Here is a 16667-nt window from a genome sequence, read left to right on the forward strand (position 1 = left end):
TTCACCACCGGGCGAATCAGAGGTCCTTGACGGTCCGTACCTGATCCTTGTTCACGCGGGCGGTTTTGCCATCCAGCTGTTCGAACTCATAGAAGCCGGATTCTTCGTCGTACTTGGGTTTGTCGACCGACTGAATCTCGCGACCATCGTTCAGGGTGATGACGGACGGCGTGGAGCAACCAGCGAGCACTCCAAAACCCAGGGCGAGCAGGAAGGCGGGAAGCATCCGTTTGTTCATTGGTGAATCTCCTGATGAGCGAACATAAAGGTACGAAAAGTCTGACCGGGTGCTTCTCGGCATAGTTCCCGGAAAATTTCCGAATATGTCGCTATCGAGCGTGATAGAGCAGCTCCGGGGTGTTCAGATTGGCCAGGCGCGGGTCGCCGGCCGGGCAGTCCACCGCGTGCAGGCCCAGCTTCGCGAATACGTGGCGCGGGCTGCGGTCCCCCTGAAGCCAGGCGTCTTCTATCTGTGCGCGCAGGGCCACCGGGATGATGCTGAACAACGGCTCCCACTGGGCGCCACAGCGCAGCATGTGTACGACACCCGGCGCTGCGGCAGATGCGCGCAGCAGACGCTCGAGCAATTCAGCGTCCAGCTGTGGCGCGTCGCAGGGCAGCACCAGCAGGTGGCTGTGGCGAGCGACGGCCAGGCCCGCGCGGATGCCGGCCAGCGGGCCCGGGAAATCCGTGCTGTCGTCCTGCACCAGGCGGTCGGCGAAACCTGCATAGACGTCTGCGTTGCGGTTGCACGAGATGATCAGGTCATCGCTGAACGGGCGGGCGAGGGCGGCGGCGTAACTCACCAGCGGGCGGCCCTGCCATTCCAGCAGGCCCTTGTCCTGGCCGCCCATGCGCTGGCCGCGTCCTCCGGCAAGAATCAGGGCGGAACAGGGGGGCAGCGGGGCTTGTGGCATGTCAGGGTCTCCGGGGCGGGCCTGTGATATAACACCGCGCATTCCCACCTCACAAGCAAGGGCCCTCATCATGAGCCACAAGGCCGAGCAGCCATTCGTCCCGCTGAACATCGCCGTCCTCACCGTCAGCGACACCCGCACCCTGGAAACCGACACCTCCGGCCAGCTGTTCGTCGACCGCCTGAAGGCCGCCGGGCACAATCTGGCCGCCCGCGTCCTGCTCAAGGATGACCTCTATCGCATCCGCGCCCAGGTCGCGACCTGGATCGCCGAGGACGAAGTGCAGGTGGTGCTGGTGACCGGCGGTACCGGCTTCACCGGCCGTGACAGCACCCCGGAAGCCGTGACCTGCCTGCTGGACAAGGTGGTGGATGGCTTCGGCGAACTGTTCCGGCAGATTTCCGTGGCTGACATCGGTACCTCCACCGTGCAGTCCCGCGCGTTGGCCGGCCTGTCCAATGGCACCCTGGTCTGCTGCCTGCCGGGCTCGACCAATGCCTGCCGCACAGCCTGGGACGGCATTCTCGGTGAGCAGCTGGATGCCAGCCATCGCCCGTGCAACTTCGTTCCGCACCTGAAGAAGGCGGCGCCCTGCGAGAGCCGCGGATGAGCTGCTGCGACAAGCCCGGCCTGCTGCCGGTCGAAGACGCCCTGGCGCGCCTGCTGGCGCTGGCCGAACAGTCTCCGATCGCCGAGTGCGAAACCTTGCCGTTGGCCGACGCCGATGGCCGCGTGTTGGCCGAGCCGCTGCTGGCCGGCCTGGACCTGCCGCCCTGGCCGAACAGTGCCATGGACGGCTACGCGCTGCGCCTGTCCGACTGGCAGGGCAAAGCGCTGCCGGTAAGCCAGAAGATATTCGCTGGTCAGGCCGGTGAACCGCTGCAACCGGGCACCTGCGTGCGCATCTTCACCGGCGCGCCGGTGCCGCAAGGCGCCGACTGTGTGGAAATGCAGGAAAACGCCGAGGTGCTGGAGGATGGCCGTGTGCGCTTCCTCGAGGCGCTGGAGATCGGCCAGCACATCCGCCCGCAAGGCCAGGAAACCCGCAAGGGTGACTGCGTGCTGCCCACCGGCACGCGCATCGGCCCCATCGAGATCGGTCTGGCCGCGTCCCTCGGCCACGCCGAATTGACAGTGCGCCGCCGCCCGCGCGTGGCGCTGCTGTCCACCGGCGACGAGCTGGTCGAACCGGGCCAACCGCTGGCGCTGGGGCAGATCTACAACAGTAACCGGCATCTGCTGCGCACCTGGCTGCTGCGCTTCGGTTGCGAGGTGGTGGACGCCGGCATCCTGCCCGATGACCTCGAACGCACCCGTGCCGCACTGGCCGGTCTGTCGAACGTCGATCTGATTCTCTCCACTGGCGGCGTGTCGGTCGGCGAGGCGGACTTCCTTGGCGCGGCCCTGCGCGAAGCCGGTGAGCTGGCGCTGTGGAAGCTGGCGATCAAGCCGGGCAAGCCGCTGACCGTTGGGCATTACCAGCAGGTGCCGGTGATTGGCCTGCCGGGCAATCCCGCTTCCACCCTGGTGACTTTCGCGCTGCTGGCGCGGCCTTACCTGATGCGCCGTCTCGGTATGCAGAAGGTCGAGCCGCTGCGCCTGCAGGTGCCCGCCGGGTTCAACTGGACCAAGCCGGGCAATCGCCGCGAGTACCTGCGTGCGCGCCTGGAGGGCGGGCGCGCGGTGCCCTATGCCAACCAGAGCTCCGGCGTGCTGCGCAGCGCAGCCTGGGCGGAAGGATTGGCGGAAGTGCGTGAAGGGACGACGGTGGCCGAAGGCGACTGGCTGGCCTTCATTCCGTTCAGCGAACTCTTCGACTGATCCCGTATTTGTAGGAGCGAGCTTGCTCGCGAACCGCCTGATGCCTGGGGGTCCGGCAGCGTTCGCGAGCAAGCTCGCTCCTACAGATTTCCGGTGATTATCGATGGGGGCGCAGGAGAGGATTCCTCCGCAATTCGGCCGGCAGGGCCGGCCGGTCAGCCGTCACGGACGGAGTCCGCTCCTGCGCAAAGCCGCCCACCGTGCGGACGCAGGGAATCATGCCCGCTCCATGAAGAGCGCCGGTTTCAGACCGGCGTTTTTTTATGCTGCTGGCGATACTCGCCCGGCGTCTGGTCGGTCCAGCCCTTGAAGCTGCGGTGGAACGAGCGTGATTCGGTGAAGCCCAGGTACTGGGCGATGTCCTGGATCGGCAGGTCGCTGTGTACCAGGTAGTGCTCGGCCAGTTCCTGGCGCAGTTCGTCGAGGATCTGCTGGTAGCTGGTGCCGGCCTGCTGCAGGTGGCGCTGCAGGGTGCGCACGGTCATCTCGAAACGTTCGGCGACACGCTCCTTGCGCGGCAGGCCGTCCTTGAGCAGCAGGCGCAGGGCGTTCTTCACCCGCAGCGGTAGCGGCTCGTCGTCGTCCAGCTCTGCCATCAGCGCCAGGGCGTGCTCTTCCAGGGTGCGCAGCAGGTTGGCGTCGGCCTGGCGCAGGGGGTAGCTCAGCAGTTGCAGGGGTACCAGCAGGGCGCTGAAGGGTTGTTCGAAGCGCACCGGGCAGCCGAACAACTGCTCGTACTCGGCAACATCGGTGCCTTCGGGCTGCGCGTGCTCGAACCAGACTTCCTGCGGCGAGCCATTGGTGTCGGCGATCCAGCGCGCATACAGCAACCAGGACGCCAGCACGTTCTCCACCATGTGCCGGCGGATCTGTGCGGCCTCGTGGCGGCAGTTCCAGATCAGCTTGATATGGTCTGCGCCCGGTTCCAGGCGGCTGACGCCCATGTCACCGACCAGCTTCTCGTAGGGAATGATACGGCCCATGGCTTCGCCCAGGTTGGCGCAGTTCATGGTGATGTAGCCCAGCACGCTCCACGAGCCCGGCTGCACGAAGCGTGCGGAGTGCAGACCGAACAGCGGGTCGCCGGAATGCGCGCACAGATGCTGCAGCAGGCGTTCGTGAGCCTCGCTGGGCAGGCGCTGGCTGTTGTCGCTCAGTTGCGAGCGCTCAAGCCCCGCGGCCTTGAGGGCGACGTCCAGGTCCATGCCGAGGGACTCGGCGTGGCGCAGGTATTTCAGCAGTGCGGGGACGGAGGTATAGCCGAGGGAATGCATGGCGTTCGTTCTTGTTCTGGGTGTCTCGATCGGCAACTGCGCCTGTCTTGATCCGACAGTGACAGGGCAGGGCGGCTGGCTAGTATAGGCAGCCATCAAGCGGCACCGAAATAGCAATCGAAATTGCAGACAAAGACCCTGAATAAAAGGAGCGGGCATGCGACGCTGGAACGGCTGGGGTGAAGAAACGACGGTGGTGGAACTGTCCGACAACGGACGCGCTTTTCTCGCCGAACTGGTCGGCCCGGGCCTGACGCTGCCGGACGCGACGCTGGAGCAGGTGCTGGCCAAGGTGCCAACCTCGCGCCTGCCCGAGCATCCGCTGGTGGTGCGCGAAGCTCGCGACCGCCTGCTGCACGCCCGTGGCCAGAGCCTGCCGGACTGGCTGGCGATGCGCGAAGGCGAGTTCGGCGTATTCCCCGATGGCGTCGCCTACCCGCAGACCGCCGAACAGATTCGCGAGTTGCTGAAGTTCGCCGAGCTCTGGGACTGCCTGGTGATCCCCTACGGCGGCGGCACCTCGGTCGCCGGCCATATCAACCCGCCGGCGTCCGACAAGGCGGTGCTGACTGTTTCCCTGGAACACATGAACCGCCTGCTGGAGCTGGACGAGCAGAGCCTGATCGCCACCTTCGGCCCCGGCGCCAATGGCCCGCAGGTGGAAAGCCAACTGCGCGCCCGTGGCTATACCCTCGGCCACTTCCCACAGTCCTGGGAACTCTCCACCCTCGGCGGCTGGGTTGCCAGCCGCTCCAGTGGCCAGCAGTCGCTGCGCTACGGGCGGATCGAGCAACTGTTCGCCGGCGGCACCCTGGAAACCTTCGCCGGCAGCCTGGAGATCCCGACCTTCCCGGCATCTTCCGCCGGCCCGGACCTGCGCGAAGTGGTGATGGGTTCCGAAGGCCGCTTCGGCATTCTTTCCTCGGTGAAGGTGCGGGTAACGCGCATCGCCGACGACGAGCGCTTCTACGCCGTGTTCCTGCCGTCCTGGGAGCAGGCGCTGGAAGGCATCCGCACCCTGGTACAGGCACGTGTGCCGCTGTCCATGCTGCGCCTCTCGAACGCCGTTGAAACGACTACCCAGCTCGCGTTGGCTGGGCATCCGGGGCAGATCGCCTGGCTGGAGCGCTACCTGAAGCTGCGTGGCGCGGCCGAGGGCAAGTGCATGCTGACCTTCGGCGTTACCGGCGACCGCGCGCAGAACGCGACTTCGCTGCGTGCCGCGCGGCGCCTGCTCAAGGGCTTCGGCGGCGTGTTCACCGGCACCCTGTTGGGCAAGAAGTGGGCGCAGAACCGCTTCCGCTTCCCCTACCTGCGCGAGGCGCTGTGGGAGAACGGCTACGTGGTGGACACCCTGGAAACCGCCACCGACTGGTCCAACGTCGACAACCTGCTCAACCGCATCGAGGCCAGCCTGCGCGAAGGCCTGGCCGCCGAGGGCGAGCGCGTGCACGTGTTCACCCACCTGTCCCACGTCTACGGCGAGGGTTCGAGCATCTACACCACCTACGTGTTCCGCCCGGCGCAGACCTACGCGGCGACTCACGAACGCTGGAGCAAGCTCAAGCACGCCGCCAGCCAGACCATCGCCCACAATCGCGGCACCATCAGCCACCAGCACGGCGTGGGCAAGGATCACGCCCCGTACCTGCCGGTGGAGAAGGGCCCGCTGGGCATGGCGGCGATCAAGGCGCTGGCCGGGCATTTTGATCCGTCCGGCCGGCTGAACCCCGGCACGCTGCTCAAGGACTGAGCCCATGCCTGCCTGGAACGCATCCTGGCGCGCGCAGGCGCTGCCGGAGTTGGCGGCGCGCGACTGGGACCTGATCGTGGTCGGTGGCGGCATCACCGGCGCCGGCATCCTGCGTGAAGCCGCGCGACGCGGCTGGCGTTGCCTGCTGGTGGAGCAGCGCGATTTCGCCTGGGGCACCTCCAGCCGCTCCTCGAAGATGGTCCACGGCGGCCTGCGCTATATCGCCAAGGGCCAGTTCGGCCTGACCCGCGACTCGGTGCGCGAACGCCAGCGCCTGTTGGGCGAGGCGCCGGGGCTGGTCGATCCGCTGAGCTTCATCATGCCGCACTACCAGGGCGGCTTCCCCGGCCCGCGGGTGTTCGGCACCTTGCTGTCGTTGTACGACGCTCTGGCCGGGCGCCGCAACCATCTGTTCCATCGCCTGGAAGAGCTGCGTTACCTGGCGCCTGGGTTGAAGGAGGACCGGTTGCTGGGCGGCACCCGTTTCCAGGACGCAGTGACCGACGACGCGCGCCTGGTGATGCGCGTGCTCGGTGAGGCGCGCGCCGAGGGCGGCGAGGCCCTGAACGGCCTGAAGGTGATCGAGCTCGATCGCCGTGACGACCGTGTTCAGGGGCTGGTCGCCGAGGACAGCGAGAGCGGCGAGCGCTTCACCTTCCGCGCTCGCGCCGTGGCGCTGGCCACCGGTGCCTGGGCCGATGCCTTGCGCCAGAAGCACGGTAGCGAGCACATCCGCCCGCTGCGCGGCAGCCATCTGCTGCTGCCGGCCTGGCGCCTGCCGGTCGCCCACGCCTTCAGTTTCATGCATGGCCAGGACAAGCGCCCGGTGTTCGTCTTCCCCTGGGAAGGCGCGACTGTGGTCGGCACCACCGACCTCGATCATCGCGCCACGCTGGATGACGACGCTGCCATCAGCCGTGAGGAAGTGGAATACCTGCTGGCGGCCTGTGCGCAGCAGTTCCCGGCGGCGCAGATCACTGCCGGAGATGTGCGCTCCACCTGGGCCGGCGTGCGCCCGGTGGTCAGCGATGGCGCGCCGTCACTCAAGCCGTCGGACGAAAAACGCGAGCATGCGCTGTGGGTCGAGCCCGGTTGCGTGACATTGGCTGGCGGCAAGCTCACCACCTTCCGCCTGCTGGCGCTGGAGGTGCTCGCGGCCTGTGCGCCGATGCTGGCGCGGCCGCTGGAAGCCGCTGGCGAACAGGTCTTCGCGCCGGTGGAGAATGTCGCCCTGCCTGGCCTGACGCCTCCCCAGCAAAACCGTCTGCGCGGTCGCCATGGTCGCGCCCTGCCGGAACTGGCACGGGTGCTGGGCGTCGTGGGCAGCGAGTGCATCGGCCACACCGATTCGCTCTGGGCCGAGCTGGCCTGGGCGGCGGAAGGCGAACTGGTGCTGCACCTGGACGATCTGCTGTTGCGCCGCACCCGCATCGGCCTGTTGCTGGCCGACGGCGGCGCCCATGAACTGCCAGGAATCCGTGCCCTGTGCCAGCCACGCCTGGGCTGGGACGACGCACGCTGGAAACGCGAAGAACAGGACTACCTGGCGCTGTGGCGTCGCTGCTACAGCCTTCCGCATTGACCGAAGCCCTCATTGATCAAGAGCCCATGAATAACAACAACTACCTGCTGGCCATCGACAACGGCACCCAGAGCGTGCGCGCGCTGCTCTTCGATCTCCAGGGCAACCTGGTGGGCAAGGGCAAGGTCGAACTGGAAGCTTATTTTTCCTCGCAGCCCGGCTGGGCCGAGCAGCACCCGGACTACTACTGGGAACAGCTGGGCGAGGCCTGCAAGCGCCTGTGGGCCAGCGTGGACATCGACCGCAGCCGCATCCTTGGCGTGTCGCTGACGACCCAGCGCGGTACCGTGATCCATGTTGACGAAGCCGGCCAGGCGTTGCGCCCGGCGATCATCTGGCTGGACCAGCGTCGCGCCGAACTGGGCGAGTCGATCAAGGGGCCCTGGGGCTGGCTGTTCAAACTGGTGGGCGCGCAGGGCGCGGTGGACTACTTCCGCACCCAGGCCGAAGTGAACTGGGTCGCCCAGCAGCAACCGGACATCCACCAGCGCACACACAAGGTGCTGCTGCTTTCCGGCTTCCTCACCCAGCGCCTGTGCGGGCGCTACGTGGATTCGGTGGCCTGCAGCGTGGCCTACCTGCCATTCGACTACAAGAAGCTGCAATGGGCCGCGCCGCGCGACTGGAAATGGCAGGTGCTGGACGTGCGTCGCGAGCAGTTGCCGGAGCTGTTCAAGCCTGGCGAGAAACTGGGTGAGATCACCGCCGAGGCCAGTCGCCTGACAGGTATTCCCGCAGGCTTGCCGCTGATCGCCGCGGGCGCCGACAAGGCCTGCGAAGTGCTTGGTGCGGGTGCCATCGATCCGACCGTAGCCTGCCTGTCCTATGGCACCACCGCGACCATCAACACCACCCGTTCGCGCTACCTGGAAACCATCCCGCTGATCCCGCCCTACCCGGCGGCGATTCCCGATCACTTCAACACCGAAGTGATGATCTACCGCGGCTTCTGGATGGTCAGCTGGTTCAAGCGCGAGTTCGGCCTGCGCGAGATGCAGCGCGCCGAGGCGTTGGGCATCGAGCCGGAAAAGCTCTTCGACGAACTGGTCAACAGCGTGCCCGCCGGCTCCATGGGCCTGATGCTGCAACCCTACTGGACGCCGGGCATCCGCGAGCCGGGCCTGGAAGCCAAGGGCTCGATCATCGGCTTCGGTGACGTGCACACCCGCGCGCACATCTATCGCGCCATCCTCGAAGGGCTGGCCTACGCGCTACGCCAGGGCAAGGAGCGCATCGAGAAGCGCTCCGGTACCCGTATCCAGCGTCTGCGCGTGGCTGGCGGCGGTTCGCAGAGCGACGCGGCGATGCAGCTCACCGCCGACATCTTCGGCCTGCCGGCGGAGCGCCCGCACGTCTACGAAGCGTCCGGCCTGGGTGCGGCCATCGATTGTGCGGTGGGCCTCAAGCTCTATCCGGACTTCAGCAGCGCCATCGCCGCCATGACCCGCGTTGGCGACGTGTTCCACCCGCGCCCCGAGGCGCAGCGTACCTACGAGCGGCTCTACGGCGAGGTCTATCAGCGCATGTACAAGCAGCTCAAGCCGCTGTATCAGAGCATTCGGGAGATCACCGGCTACCCGGCCTGAGCGGCAAATCAAGTGGGAGGAAATGTCTTCGCGCTAGTCTGAGTCCATATCCAATGGACTCACCGGGAGGAAACCCGCCATGACGCAAGCCAAGGCCCTGCTGATCCTGCACGGCAAGCAAGCCGCCAACGAAGAGGTGCGTGCCGCCGTGCTGGCCACGCGCGAAGCGGGGCGAGCACTGGATGTGCGGGTGACCTGGGAAGGCGGCGACGCCCGGCGCCTGGTGGAGGAGGGGCTGGCGGCGGGATACACCACGCTGATCGCCGGCGGTGGCGACGGCACCGTGCGCGACGTCGCCGAAGCGCTGGTCCAGGCCGGCGGCAAGGCCAGCCTGGCGATCCTGCCGCTGGGCACCGCCAACGATTTTGCCCGTGCCGCCGGCGTGCCGCTGGAGCCGGCCGCCGCGCTGGCGCTGCTGGACATACCGGCGCGGCCCATTGACCTGGGCGAAGTGGACGGGCAGTTCTTCCTCAACATGGCCACCGGCGGCTTCGGTTCGAAGGTTACCGCCAACACCCCGGAAGACCTGAAGAAGCTGCTCGGCGGGGCTGCCTACCTGCTCACGGGGCTGACGCGCTTTTCCGAGGTGCACGCCGCTCAGGGGCGCTTCACCGGGCCGGATTTTGAGTGGGAGGGAGAATTCCTTGCGCTGGGCATCGGCAATGGCCGCCAGGCCGGCGGCGGACACGTGCTCTGCCCGCAGGCCACGGCGGACGACGGTTTGCTGGATGTGAGCATCCTGCCGACGCCGCAGGACATGGTCGGCACTCTCGGCGCACTGCTCGGTAGCGGCTTCGGCACCCAGGACGTATTCGTCCGCGCGCGGGTGCCCTGGGTCGAGGTGGAGGCCCGCGAAGGGTTGGACGTCAACCTCGATGGCGAACCGCTGGAAGGCCGCAAGCTGCGCTTCGAGATACGCCCGGCAGCGCTCAGGATGCACCTGCCGGCGGATTCGCCGTTGCTTTCCGCCACTGGGCGCCTGGCCGCTGAGCCGGGCTGATCGCGCTGGTCCGGATCGGGCAAGTCGTGCATGATGGCGCACGGCCAGTATCTTGTTGGCAACGATACGGCCGATAGCTCTCCCGCACGACTCATTTCGAATCTGGAGCAGGCATGGCCGGTATTCTCGACACTGTCGATCAACGCACCCAACTGGTAGGCGAGAACCGCCTGGAAATCCTGGTCTTCCGCCTCGCCGGGCGGCAGCAGTTCGCGATCAACGTGTTCAAGGTGCAGGAGGTGCTGCAGCTGCCGCGTCTGACCCTGATCCCGCAGCGCCACCCGATGATCTGCGGGGTGATCAACCTGCGTGGCCAGACCCTGCCGGTGATCGACCTGTCGCGTGCCATCGGCATGCGCGCGCTGACCCCGGATGCCAACAGCACCATCATCGTCACCGAGTACAACCGCTCGGTGCAGGCCTTCCTGGTGGGCGGGGTGGAGCGCATCCTCAACCTCAACTGGGAGTCGATCCAGCCGCCGCCCGGTGGCGCCGGTCGCCAGCATTACCTGACCGCGATCACCAAGGTGGAAGACCGCCTGGTGGAGATCATCGATGTCGAGAAGGTGCTGGCCGAGATCGTGCCGATGAATACCCGTGTCTCCAGCGACCGCCTGGACGACACACTGCTCAGCCAGACCCGTGGCCGCGAAGTGCTGGTGGTGGATGACTCGAGCGTCGCCATCACCCAGCTGCGCGATACGCTCGGCCAGCTCGGCCTGCGCCTGCACGTGGCCACTGACGGCCTGCGCGCGCTGCAGCAGCTCAAGCGCTGGGCGGACGAAGGCCTGGATATGGACGAGAAGCTGCTGATGGTCTTTACCGACGCCGAGATGCCGGAGATGGACGGTTATCGGTTGACCACCGAGATCCGCAGCGATCCGCGCCTGCGCGATCTCTACGTGGTGCTGCATACGTCGCTGTCGGGCAGTTTCAACGATGCCATGGTGAAGAAGGTCGGCTGCGACGATTTCCTCTCCAAGTTCCAGCCGGACCAGTTGGTCGAAGTGGTGCGCCGTCGCTTGCAGAAAGTCCCTGCCTAGCTGCTTTCGTAGGAGCGAGCTTGCTCGCGAACCGCTTGATGCCGTTGCCTCCGGAAAAAAGCGTTCGCGAGCAAGCTCGCTCCTACAAGTTCGTTGCCATTGCTAGACGCCCGTTCCACACCGTATAAGGTCGCTTTCGCCTGCACGAAAGGAAGCCTCCGATGTACACCCTCAGCGAGCTCTACCGCTACCCGGTCAAATCCACCGCCTATGAGCCTCTGGAGTCCGTCCGCCTGGACGCCCTGGGCCTGGAAGGGGATCGACGCTGGATGGTGGTCGACTCTGCCAATGGGCGCTTCCTGACCCAGCGCCTGCTGCCGCAGATGGGCCGTATCGAGGCGCGCTGGCAGGACGATTTCCAGGTATTGCGCCTGCGCGCACCGGGCATGGACGACCTGCTGGTGGATGTGCCGGGGCGCGATGACAACCTGCGTGGCGTGCTGATCTGGCGCGACATGTTGCAGGTGCCCGATGCCGGTGATGCGGCGGCGCAGTGGCTGAGCACTTTCCTGCAGCGTGATGTGCGCCTGGTGCAGATTCCCGAGGAGCGTGCACGGCAGGTGGATACCGCCTACGCCGAGCCTGGCGAACACGTGCATTTTGCCGACGGCTTCCCGTTGCTGCTGATCGGCCAGGGCTCGCTGGACGACCTGTCGGCCAAGGTTGGTCGCCCGCTGGAGATGCTGCGCTTCCGCCCGAACCTGGTGGTGGCCGGCGCCGAACCGTTCGCCGAGGACGGCTGGAAGCGCATCCGCATCGGTGATGTCACTTTCAAGGTCGCCAAGCCCTGCTCGCGCTGCATCCTCACCACCATCGACCCGCATACCGGCGAGCGCGATGCCGCCCGCGAGCCTTTGGCGACCCTGCTGGGCTATCGCAACGTCAATGGCGAGGCGCTGTTCGGTCAGAACCTGCTGGCGGAAAACCGCGGTGAGCTCAAGCTGGGCATGCCGGTGGAAGTGCTGGAATAACGGACCGGCGTACGACGCGGAGCGTTGAACGCCCTACGTAACTGCATGTGGGTATGGAAGTTCTGGAGTAGCGCGCATAGGCACATCGCGCCTAGGGTTGTGCGCAGCCCCAACTTGTAGGAGCGAGCTTGCTCGCGAACTCGCCCGACGCCTGTGCCGCCGGAAAATCTGTTCGCGAGCAAGCTCGCTCCTGCAGGGGGTGTTCGCCGTCAGCGCCTTACAGCTTGCTGTCGACGCAACCGGTGCTCTGGCACTCGCGCTCACGCTCGCGCAGCACGGCCAAGCGCTCGTTGGTCTTGTCCACGGCGCATTGCAGGTTGACGAAGTAGCCGCCGTCGCGCTCGTAGCTGCACTGCGCATCGCGATCCTTGATCCAGGCGATCTGGCTCTTCTTCAGCGCGGCCTTCTGGCCGTCGTTGAGCATCTTGCGCAGGGTGCCGAATTCATTGTTCAGCTCGCGGTCAACCTGGGCGTATTCGGTGCTCAGGCAATACACGCTGTCGAAGGCGTTGCGCGGCTTCTCGCAGGCAGCCAGGGCCAGATCGGCGCTGAGCAGGCCGGCGGCAAGCATGGAGAGGGAGAGAACGGTCTTGCGCATGGAAATTTCCTTTTTTCCTTGAGGAGATGAAAGCCGCCCGGCGAGTGCCGGGCGGTGGAGGATGTCAGAGTTCGTCGAAGAAGCGTTCGTGCCAGTCGACGATGGGCTGCGGCGCGTTGAGCTTCTGCCCGTAGATCACTGCGTAGGACAGCACGTTCTGCACGTAGGAACGGGTCTCATCGAACGGAATGGTCTCGACCCAGACGTCGAAGGCCAGGTGGCGCGCATCCTTCAGCCACTGGCGTACGCGGCCGGGGCCGGCGTTGTAGGCGGCGGTGGCGAGCACGCGGTTGCCGTTGAACTGGCCGTGCACCTGGCTCAGGTAGGCAGCGCCGAGCTGGATGTTCACATCCGGCACTATCAGTTGCTGCGGCGAAGCCAGCGGGATGCCGAACTTGCGCGAGGTTTCCTTGGCGGTGGCCGGCATCAGCTGCATCAGGCCGGTGGCGCCAACGCCCGAGCGTGCATCGGACATGAAGGCGCTTTCCTGGCGGGTGATGGCGAACACCCAGCTGGAGTGCAGGCCGCGGTTGCGTGCCTCGCGCACCAGGGTGTTGCGGTAGGCCATGGGGAAGCGGATATCCAGGTCGTCCCAGTACTTGGCCTGGCTGATGGCACGGATGGCCGGGAAGTACCACTGCATGTCGTAGGCGATCTTGGCCTGGGCCAGCAGTTCGTCGTGGCTCAGGTGGCGGGCGGCGTGGTACCACTCGCGGCGGGCGTTGATGATCTCGCCACGGGCGTAGAACTCCAGGGCCCGGCGGGTGCTCGGTGCGTTGCGTACGCGCTGCATTGTCGCCGCGTCCAGCGATACCGGGCGGTTATTCAACTGGTAAGGGGCGTTGATCCGGTCCGCGGCGAGGAATCCGTAGAAGTCACGTTCGCCAGCCACCGGCTGGTACAGGCTGATGGCCTGCTTGTTCTGCGGCTGCGCCAGTTGCAGCGAGCGCGCCTGCCAGTACTTCCAGCGGTTGGTCTCGGCCAGTGACGGCGGCAGCGCGCGGGTCAGCTCGTAGGCTTCTTCCCAGCGACCCAGGCGCAGCAGCAGGCGCAGGCGCCATTCGGTGACGGTGTCGTCGCGCAGTTGCGGGTCGTACTTGACCATCATCGGCAGGGCGCGCGGGTCATAGCGACGCGCCAGGCTCAGGCCGATCTCGCGAGCGATGGAGACTTTCTCGTCGCTGGAGAAGGGCAGCACCGAGCTGTAGTAGTCCAGCAGGTTGATGGCCTTTTCCGGGTCCTGCTTGGCCAGGCGGCGCAGGCCGAGGCCGACCACGTCGGCAGTGGCGTGGTCGCGGGCGCCGAAGCGGGTGGTCTGGCTCAGCTGCGCCGGGTTCTGCGCGACATTGACCATCAGCGCGCCCTGGCTGCCCAGGGTTGGCAGGCGCTTGGAGAGCACCGTGGCGAGGCTATAGTTGCCTTTCTCGGCGGCCAGCTTCAGGCGCTTCCAGACCTTTTCCTCGGTGAGCTGGCCATCGGCCTGCCACATGGCGAAGGTCGTGTCGCAAGCGTCGGGCTGCGGCTTGCCCACCAGCCAGAGCTTCTCGGCGGTGGCGTAGCCCTCGGCCTTGTTGCCGTGGCCCAGCTGGTACTGGCCGTAGAGGCAGTCCAGCTCGGTGAAATTCATCTTCGGGTCGTAATAACGGACGAACGTGTTCCAGTCGCCGCGATCGGCCAGTTGGCGCATCCAGCGCAGTTTCAGCCAGTTGATCTGCGGCAGGTCGCCGTGCTGCTCGATGAAACGTTCGATTTCGGCGTTGCTGGCGCTTTTCAGGCGGTTGGTCAGCTCGTCGTAGGCCAGGTACGGCTGCAGCGGATAATCGGCCAGTGCCGACTGGTAGCTGAAATACGGGCCGCTGTCGCCACGCGCCAGTGCCTTCTGCGCCTCGTCGTACATCTGGCGCTGCTGGGGCAGGGACGCTGCGTTGGCTGTCGAAGCGGACAGGCTGAGGATCAGGCAGGAAAACAGTGAGAAAAGGCGACCGCGCATGGCTCTTCCGGGAAGATGATCGGTGGGCGCTGGATGACGCGCGCCCGCTGCCACCTAGCTTAGCCTGTTGCGCGAGGGGGGCGAAAGCGCCGCCACGGTTACGCCGCACAAAGGCGGACGCCAGTCTCGCCTTGCGAGATTGTGTGCGACCCTCTGACTTTTGCGCACTTTCCCTTAAACTGCGCGCCCTGTTTGTGGAGATACCCAATGACCCTGCTCAAGTTCACCGATGTGTCCCTCGCCTTTGGCACCACTCCGCTGCTGGATAAGGTGTCCTGGCAGATCGCTCGGGGTGAGCGGGTTTGCGTCATTGGCCGCAACGGCACCGGCAAGTCGAGCATGTTCAAGCTGGTCAAGGGCGAGCAGAAGCCCGACGACGGCGACATCTGGCGCGCGCCCGCGCTGAAGATCGGCGAGTTGCCGCAGGAACTGCCACGTGCCGACGACCGGACTGTCTACGACGTGGTTGCCGAAGGCCTGGCCGAAGTCGGCGAACTGCTCGCGCGCTATCACCATCTGAGCATGCACATCGAAAGCGAAGAGGACCTGAACAAGCTGGCACGCGTCCAGCAGGACCTCGAAGCCCGCGATGGCTGGCGCCTCGGGCAACTGGTGGATACCACCCTGAGCCGCCTGCAACTGCCGGCCGACAAGACCCTCGCCGAGCTCTCCGGCGGTTGGCGTCGCCGCGTGCTGCTGGCCCAGGCACTGGTGGCCGAGCCCGACCTGCTGCTGCTCGACGAGCCGACCAACCACCTGGACATCGGCGCCATTGCCTGGCTGGAAAACGCCCTGGCGGACTTCCCTGGCGCCGTGCTGTTCATCACCCACGACCGCTCCTTCCTGCAGGCCGTGGCCACCCGCATCCTCGAACTGGACCGCGGCCACCTGATCGACTGGAATGGCGACTACGCCAGCTTCCTCGTCCATAAAGAGCAGGAACTGGCGGCGGAAGAGGCTGCCAACGCGCTGTTCGATAAGCGCCTGGCCCAGGAAGAAGTGTGGATTCGCCAGGGTATCAAAGCCCGCCGTACCCGTAACGAGGGCCGTGTACGCGCGCTCAAGGCCATGCGCAACGAGCGCGCCGAGCGCCGCGAGCGCCAGGGCAAGGCCAGTTTCCAGATGGAGACGGCCGAGAAGTCCGGCAAGCAGGTGATCGTCGTCGAGAAGGCCGGCTTCGCCCATCCGGGCGGCCCGGCGCTGATCCGTGATTTCTCCCTGGTGCTGCAGCGCGGTGACCGTATCGGCCTGCTCGGCGCCAACGGCACCGGCAAGACCACGTTGCTCAAGCTGCTGCTGGGCGACCTGCAGCCGACATCCGGCAGCGTCAAGGAAGGCACCCGACTGGAAGTGGCTTATTTCGACCAGTTGCGTCACCAGCTGGAGCCGGAAAAGACCGTTATCGACAACATCTCCGAAGGTCGCGAATTCATCACCATCAACGGGCAGAATCGCCACGTGCTCAGCTACCTGGGCGATTTCCTGTTCTCCCCGCAACGCGCCCGGACCCCGGTGAAAGCGCTCTCCGGGGGCGAGCGGGCACGCCTGTTGCTGGCGAAGTTGTTCAGCAAGCCGGCCAACCTGCTGGTGCTGGACGAACCGACCAACGACCTGGATGTGGAAACCCTGGAACTGCTGGAAGAAGTGCTGCTGACCTTCGATGGCACCGTGCTGATGGTCAGCCACGACCGGGCTTTCCTCGACAACGTGGTCACCAGCACCCTGGTGTTCGAAGGTGAAGGACGCGTGCGCGAATTCGTCGGCGGTTACCAGGACTGGCTACGCCAGGGCGGCTCGCCCAAGTTGCTTGGCGTGGGTGAGGAAAAGGCCGACAAGCCCGCTGCTGCCCCCGCACCCGAGCAACCGGCAGCTGTGGCTGCGCCGGCGGAAGCCGCGCCGAAAAAGAAACTCAGCTACAAGCTGCAGCGCGAGCTGGAAGCCATCCCCGGGCAGATCGACGCCCTGGAAGGCCAACTGGCCGCGCTGCAGGAAGAAACCGCGTCGCCGGACTTCTACCAGCGCCCGCAGGACGAGGCCCAGGCCGCTCTGGCGCGCCTGGCTTCCCTGCAGGAAGAGCTGGACCGGTTGATCGAGCGCTGGGCCGAACTGGAAGAATAATCCGGTCGGTCAGG

General features: G+C 66.2%; 14 protein-coding genes. 9 read left to right on the top strand and 5 right to left on the bottom strand.

Translation table 11 applies throughout. The features are described 5' to 3' along the window. Window positions 1-16: 16 nt before the first annotated feature. Together L6D89_RS02100 and mobA are read right to left on the bottom strand one after the other, a co-directional pair. Window positions 17-238, bottom strand: coding sequence for a YgdI/YgdR family lipoprotein (locus L6D89_RS02100; RefSeq protein ID WP_017519306.1), 222 nt, complete (start codon window positions 236-238; stop codon window positions 17-19). Window positions 239-329: 91 nt separating this feature from the next. Continuing rightward, entirely contained in the window at window positions 330-917 is a 588-nt protein-coding gene (mobA, locus tag L6D89_RS02105; protein ID WP_236170920.1) for a molybdenum cofactor guanylyltransferase MobA, read from the bottom strand. 70 nt (window positions 918-987) lie between these two features. Here mobA and moaB point away from each other — a divergent pair, with 70 nt between their 5' ends. Together moaB and L6D89_RS02115 are read left to right on the top strand one after the other, a co-directional pair. Beyond that, window positions 988-1527: a molybdenum cofactor biosynthesis protein B gene (gene moaB, locus L6D89_RS02110; protein WP_081519428.1), complete on the top strand. Its 540-nt coding sequence runs from the start codon at window positions 988-990 to the stop codon at window positions 1525-1527. Next, window positions 1524-2738, top strand: coding sequence for a molybdopterin molybdotransferase MoeA (locus tag L6D89_RS02115; RefSeq protein ID WP_236198592.1), 1215 nt, complete (start codon window positions 1524-1526; stop codon window positions 2736-2738). Before moaB ends, L6D89_RS02115 begins: the two co-directional genes overlap by 4 nt. 245 nt (window positions 2739-2983) lie before the next feature. Here the strand turns inward: L6D89_RS02115 and gliR are convergent, their stop codons facing one another. Continuing rightward, entirely contained in the window at window positions 2984-4012 is a 1029-nt protein-coding gene (gene gliR / locus L6D89_RS02120) for an AraC family transcriptional regulator GliR (protein WP_236170918.1), read from the bottom strand. A gap of 157 nt (window positions 4013-4169) precedes the next feature. Here gliR and L6D89_RS02125 point away from each other — a divergent pair, with 157 nt between their 5' ends. The 6 genes from L6D89_RS02125 (at window position 4170) to L6D89_RS02150 (ending at window position 11947) form a co-directional block, all read left to right on the top strand. Further along, window positions 4170-5765 (top strand): FAD-binding oxidoreductase, encoded by a 1596-nt coding sequence (locus L6D89_RS02125; RefSeq protein WP_236198593.1) that lies wholly within the window; start codon window positions 4170-4172, stop codon window positions 5763-5765. 4 nt (window positions 5766-5769) lie between these two features. After that, complete coding sequence (locus L6D89_RS02130; protein ID WP_236198594.1) at window positions 5770-7347, top strand: glycerol-3-phosphate dehydrogenase/oxidase; 1578 nt, start codon at window positions 5770-5772, stop codon at window positions 7345-7347. Window positions 7348-7373: 26 nt separating this feature from the next. Beyond that, complete coding sequence (locus L6D89_RS02135; protein WP_236170915.1) at window positions 7374-8933, top strand: FGGY-family carbohydrate kinase; 1560 nt, start codon at window positions 7374-7376, stop codon at window positions 8931-8933. A 79-nt stretch (window positions 8934-9012) separates the two neighbouring features. Next, on the top strand, window positions 9013-9933 hold the full coding sequence (yegS, locus tag L6D89_RS02140; protein WP_236198595.1) for a lipid kinase YegS: 921 nt from the start codon (window positions 9013-9015) through the stop codon (window positions 9931-9933). Window positions 9934-10046: 113 nt separating this feature from the next. Then, window positions 10047-10976 (top strand): chemotaxis protein CheV, encoded by a 930-nt coding sequence (locus L6D89_RS02145; RefSeq protein ID WP_236198596.1) that lies wholly within the window; start codon window positions 10047-10049, stop codon window positions 10974-10976. A 161-nt stretch (window positions 10977-11137) separates the two neighbouring features. Beyond that, window positions 11138-11947, top strand: coding sequence for an MOSC domain-containing protein (locus tag L6D89_RS02150; protein WP_236198597.1), 810 nt, complete (start codon window positions 11138-11140; stop codon window positions 11945-11947). Window positions 11948-12164: 217 nt separating this feature from the next. On the opposite strand, the gene L6D89_RS02155 is transcribed toward L6D89_RS02150, so the two are convergent. Further along, window positions 12165-12545 (bottom strand): lysozyme inhibitor LprI family protein, encoded by a 381-nt coding sequence (locus L6D89_RS02155; protein WP_024766845.1) that lies wholly within the window; start codon window positions 12543-12545, stop codon window positions 12165-12167. Window positions 12546-12609: 64 nt separating this feature from the next. Beyond that, window positions 12610-14535 (bottom strand): transglycosylase SLT domain-containing protein, encoded by a 1926-nt coding sequence (locus L6D89_RS02160; protein WP_236170910.1) that lies wholly within the window; start codon window positions 14533-14535, stop codon window positions 12610-12612. A gap of 207 nt (window positions 14536-14742) precedes the next feature. Here L6D89_RS02160 and L6D89_RS02165 point away from each other — a divergent pair, with 207 nt between their 5' ends. Further along, window positions 14743-16653, top strand: a complete 1911-nt coding sequence (locus tag L6D89_RS02165) for an ATP-binding cassette domain-containing protein (protein ID WP_236170909.1) — start codon at window positions 14743-14745, stop codon at window positions 16651-16653. Window positions 16654-16667 lie beyond the last annotated feature (14 nt).

The organism is Pseudomonas pseudonitroreducens, assembly GCF_021603645.1.
Classification (GTDB): domain Bacteria; phylum Pseudomonadota; class Gammaproteobacteria; order Pseudomonadales; family Pseudomonadaceae; genus Pseudomonas; species Pseudomonas pseudonitroreducens.

Bases quoted from the DNA above. Each gene is read 5' to 3' on its own strand.
- L6D89_RS02155 (WP_024766845.1), bottom strand. From the start codon at position 12,545: ATGCGCAAGACCGTTCTCTCCCTCTCCATGCTTGCCGCCGGCCTGCTC.
- gliR (WP_236170918.1), bottom strand. From the start codon at position 4,012: ATGCATTCCCTCGGCTATACCTCCGTCCCCGCACTGCTGAAATACCTG.
- L6D89_RS02150 (WP_236198597.1), top strand. From the start codon at position 11,138: ATGTACACCCTCAGCGAGCTCTACCGCTACCCGGTCAAATCCACCGCC.
- moaB (WP_081519428.1), top strand. From the start codon at position 988: ATGAGCCACAAGGCCGAGCAGCCATTCGTCCCGCTGAACATCGCCGTC.
- L6D89_RS02100 (WP_017519306.1), bottom strand. From the start codon at position 238: ATGAACAAACGGATGCTTCCCGCCTTCCTGCTCGCCCTGGGTTTTGGA.
- L6D89_RS02160 (WP_236170910.1), bottom strand. From the start codon at position 14,535: ATGCGCGGTCGCCTTTTCTCACTGTTTTCCTGCCTGATCCTCAGCCTG.
- L6D89_RS02125 (WP_236198593.1), top strand. From the start codon at position 4,170: ATGCGACGCTGGAACGGCTGGGGTGAAGAAACGACGGTGGTGGAACTG.
- L6D89_RS02145 (WP_236198596.1), top strand. From the start codon at position 10,047: ATGGCCGGTATTCTCGACACTGTCGATCAACGCACCCAACTGGTAGGC.
- L6D89_RS02115 (WP_236198592.1), top strand. From the start codon at position 1,524: ATGAGCTGCTGCGACAAGCCCGGCCTGCTGCCGGTCGAAGACGCCCTG.
- L6D89_RS02165 (WP_236170909.1), top strand. From the start codon at position 14,743: ATGACCCTGCTCAAGTTCACCGATGTGTCCCTCGCCTTTGGCACCACT.
- yegS (WP_236198595.1), top strand. From the start codon at position 9,013: ATGACGCAAGCCAAGGCCCTGCTGATCCTGCACGGCAAGCAAGCCGCC.
- L6D89_RS02130 (WP_236198594.1), top strand. From the start codon at position 5,770: ATGCCTGCCTGGAACGCATCCTGGCGCGCGCAGGCGCTGCCGGAGTTG.
- mobA (WP_236170920.1), bottom strand. From the start codon at position 917: ATGCCACAAGCCCCGCTGCCCCCCTGTTCCGCCCTGATTCTTGCCGGA.
- L6D89_RS02135 (WP_236170915.1), top strand. From the start codon at position 7,374: ATGAATAACAACAACTACCTGCTGGCCATCGACAACGGCACCCAGAGC.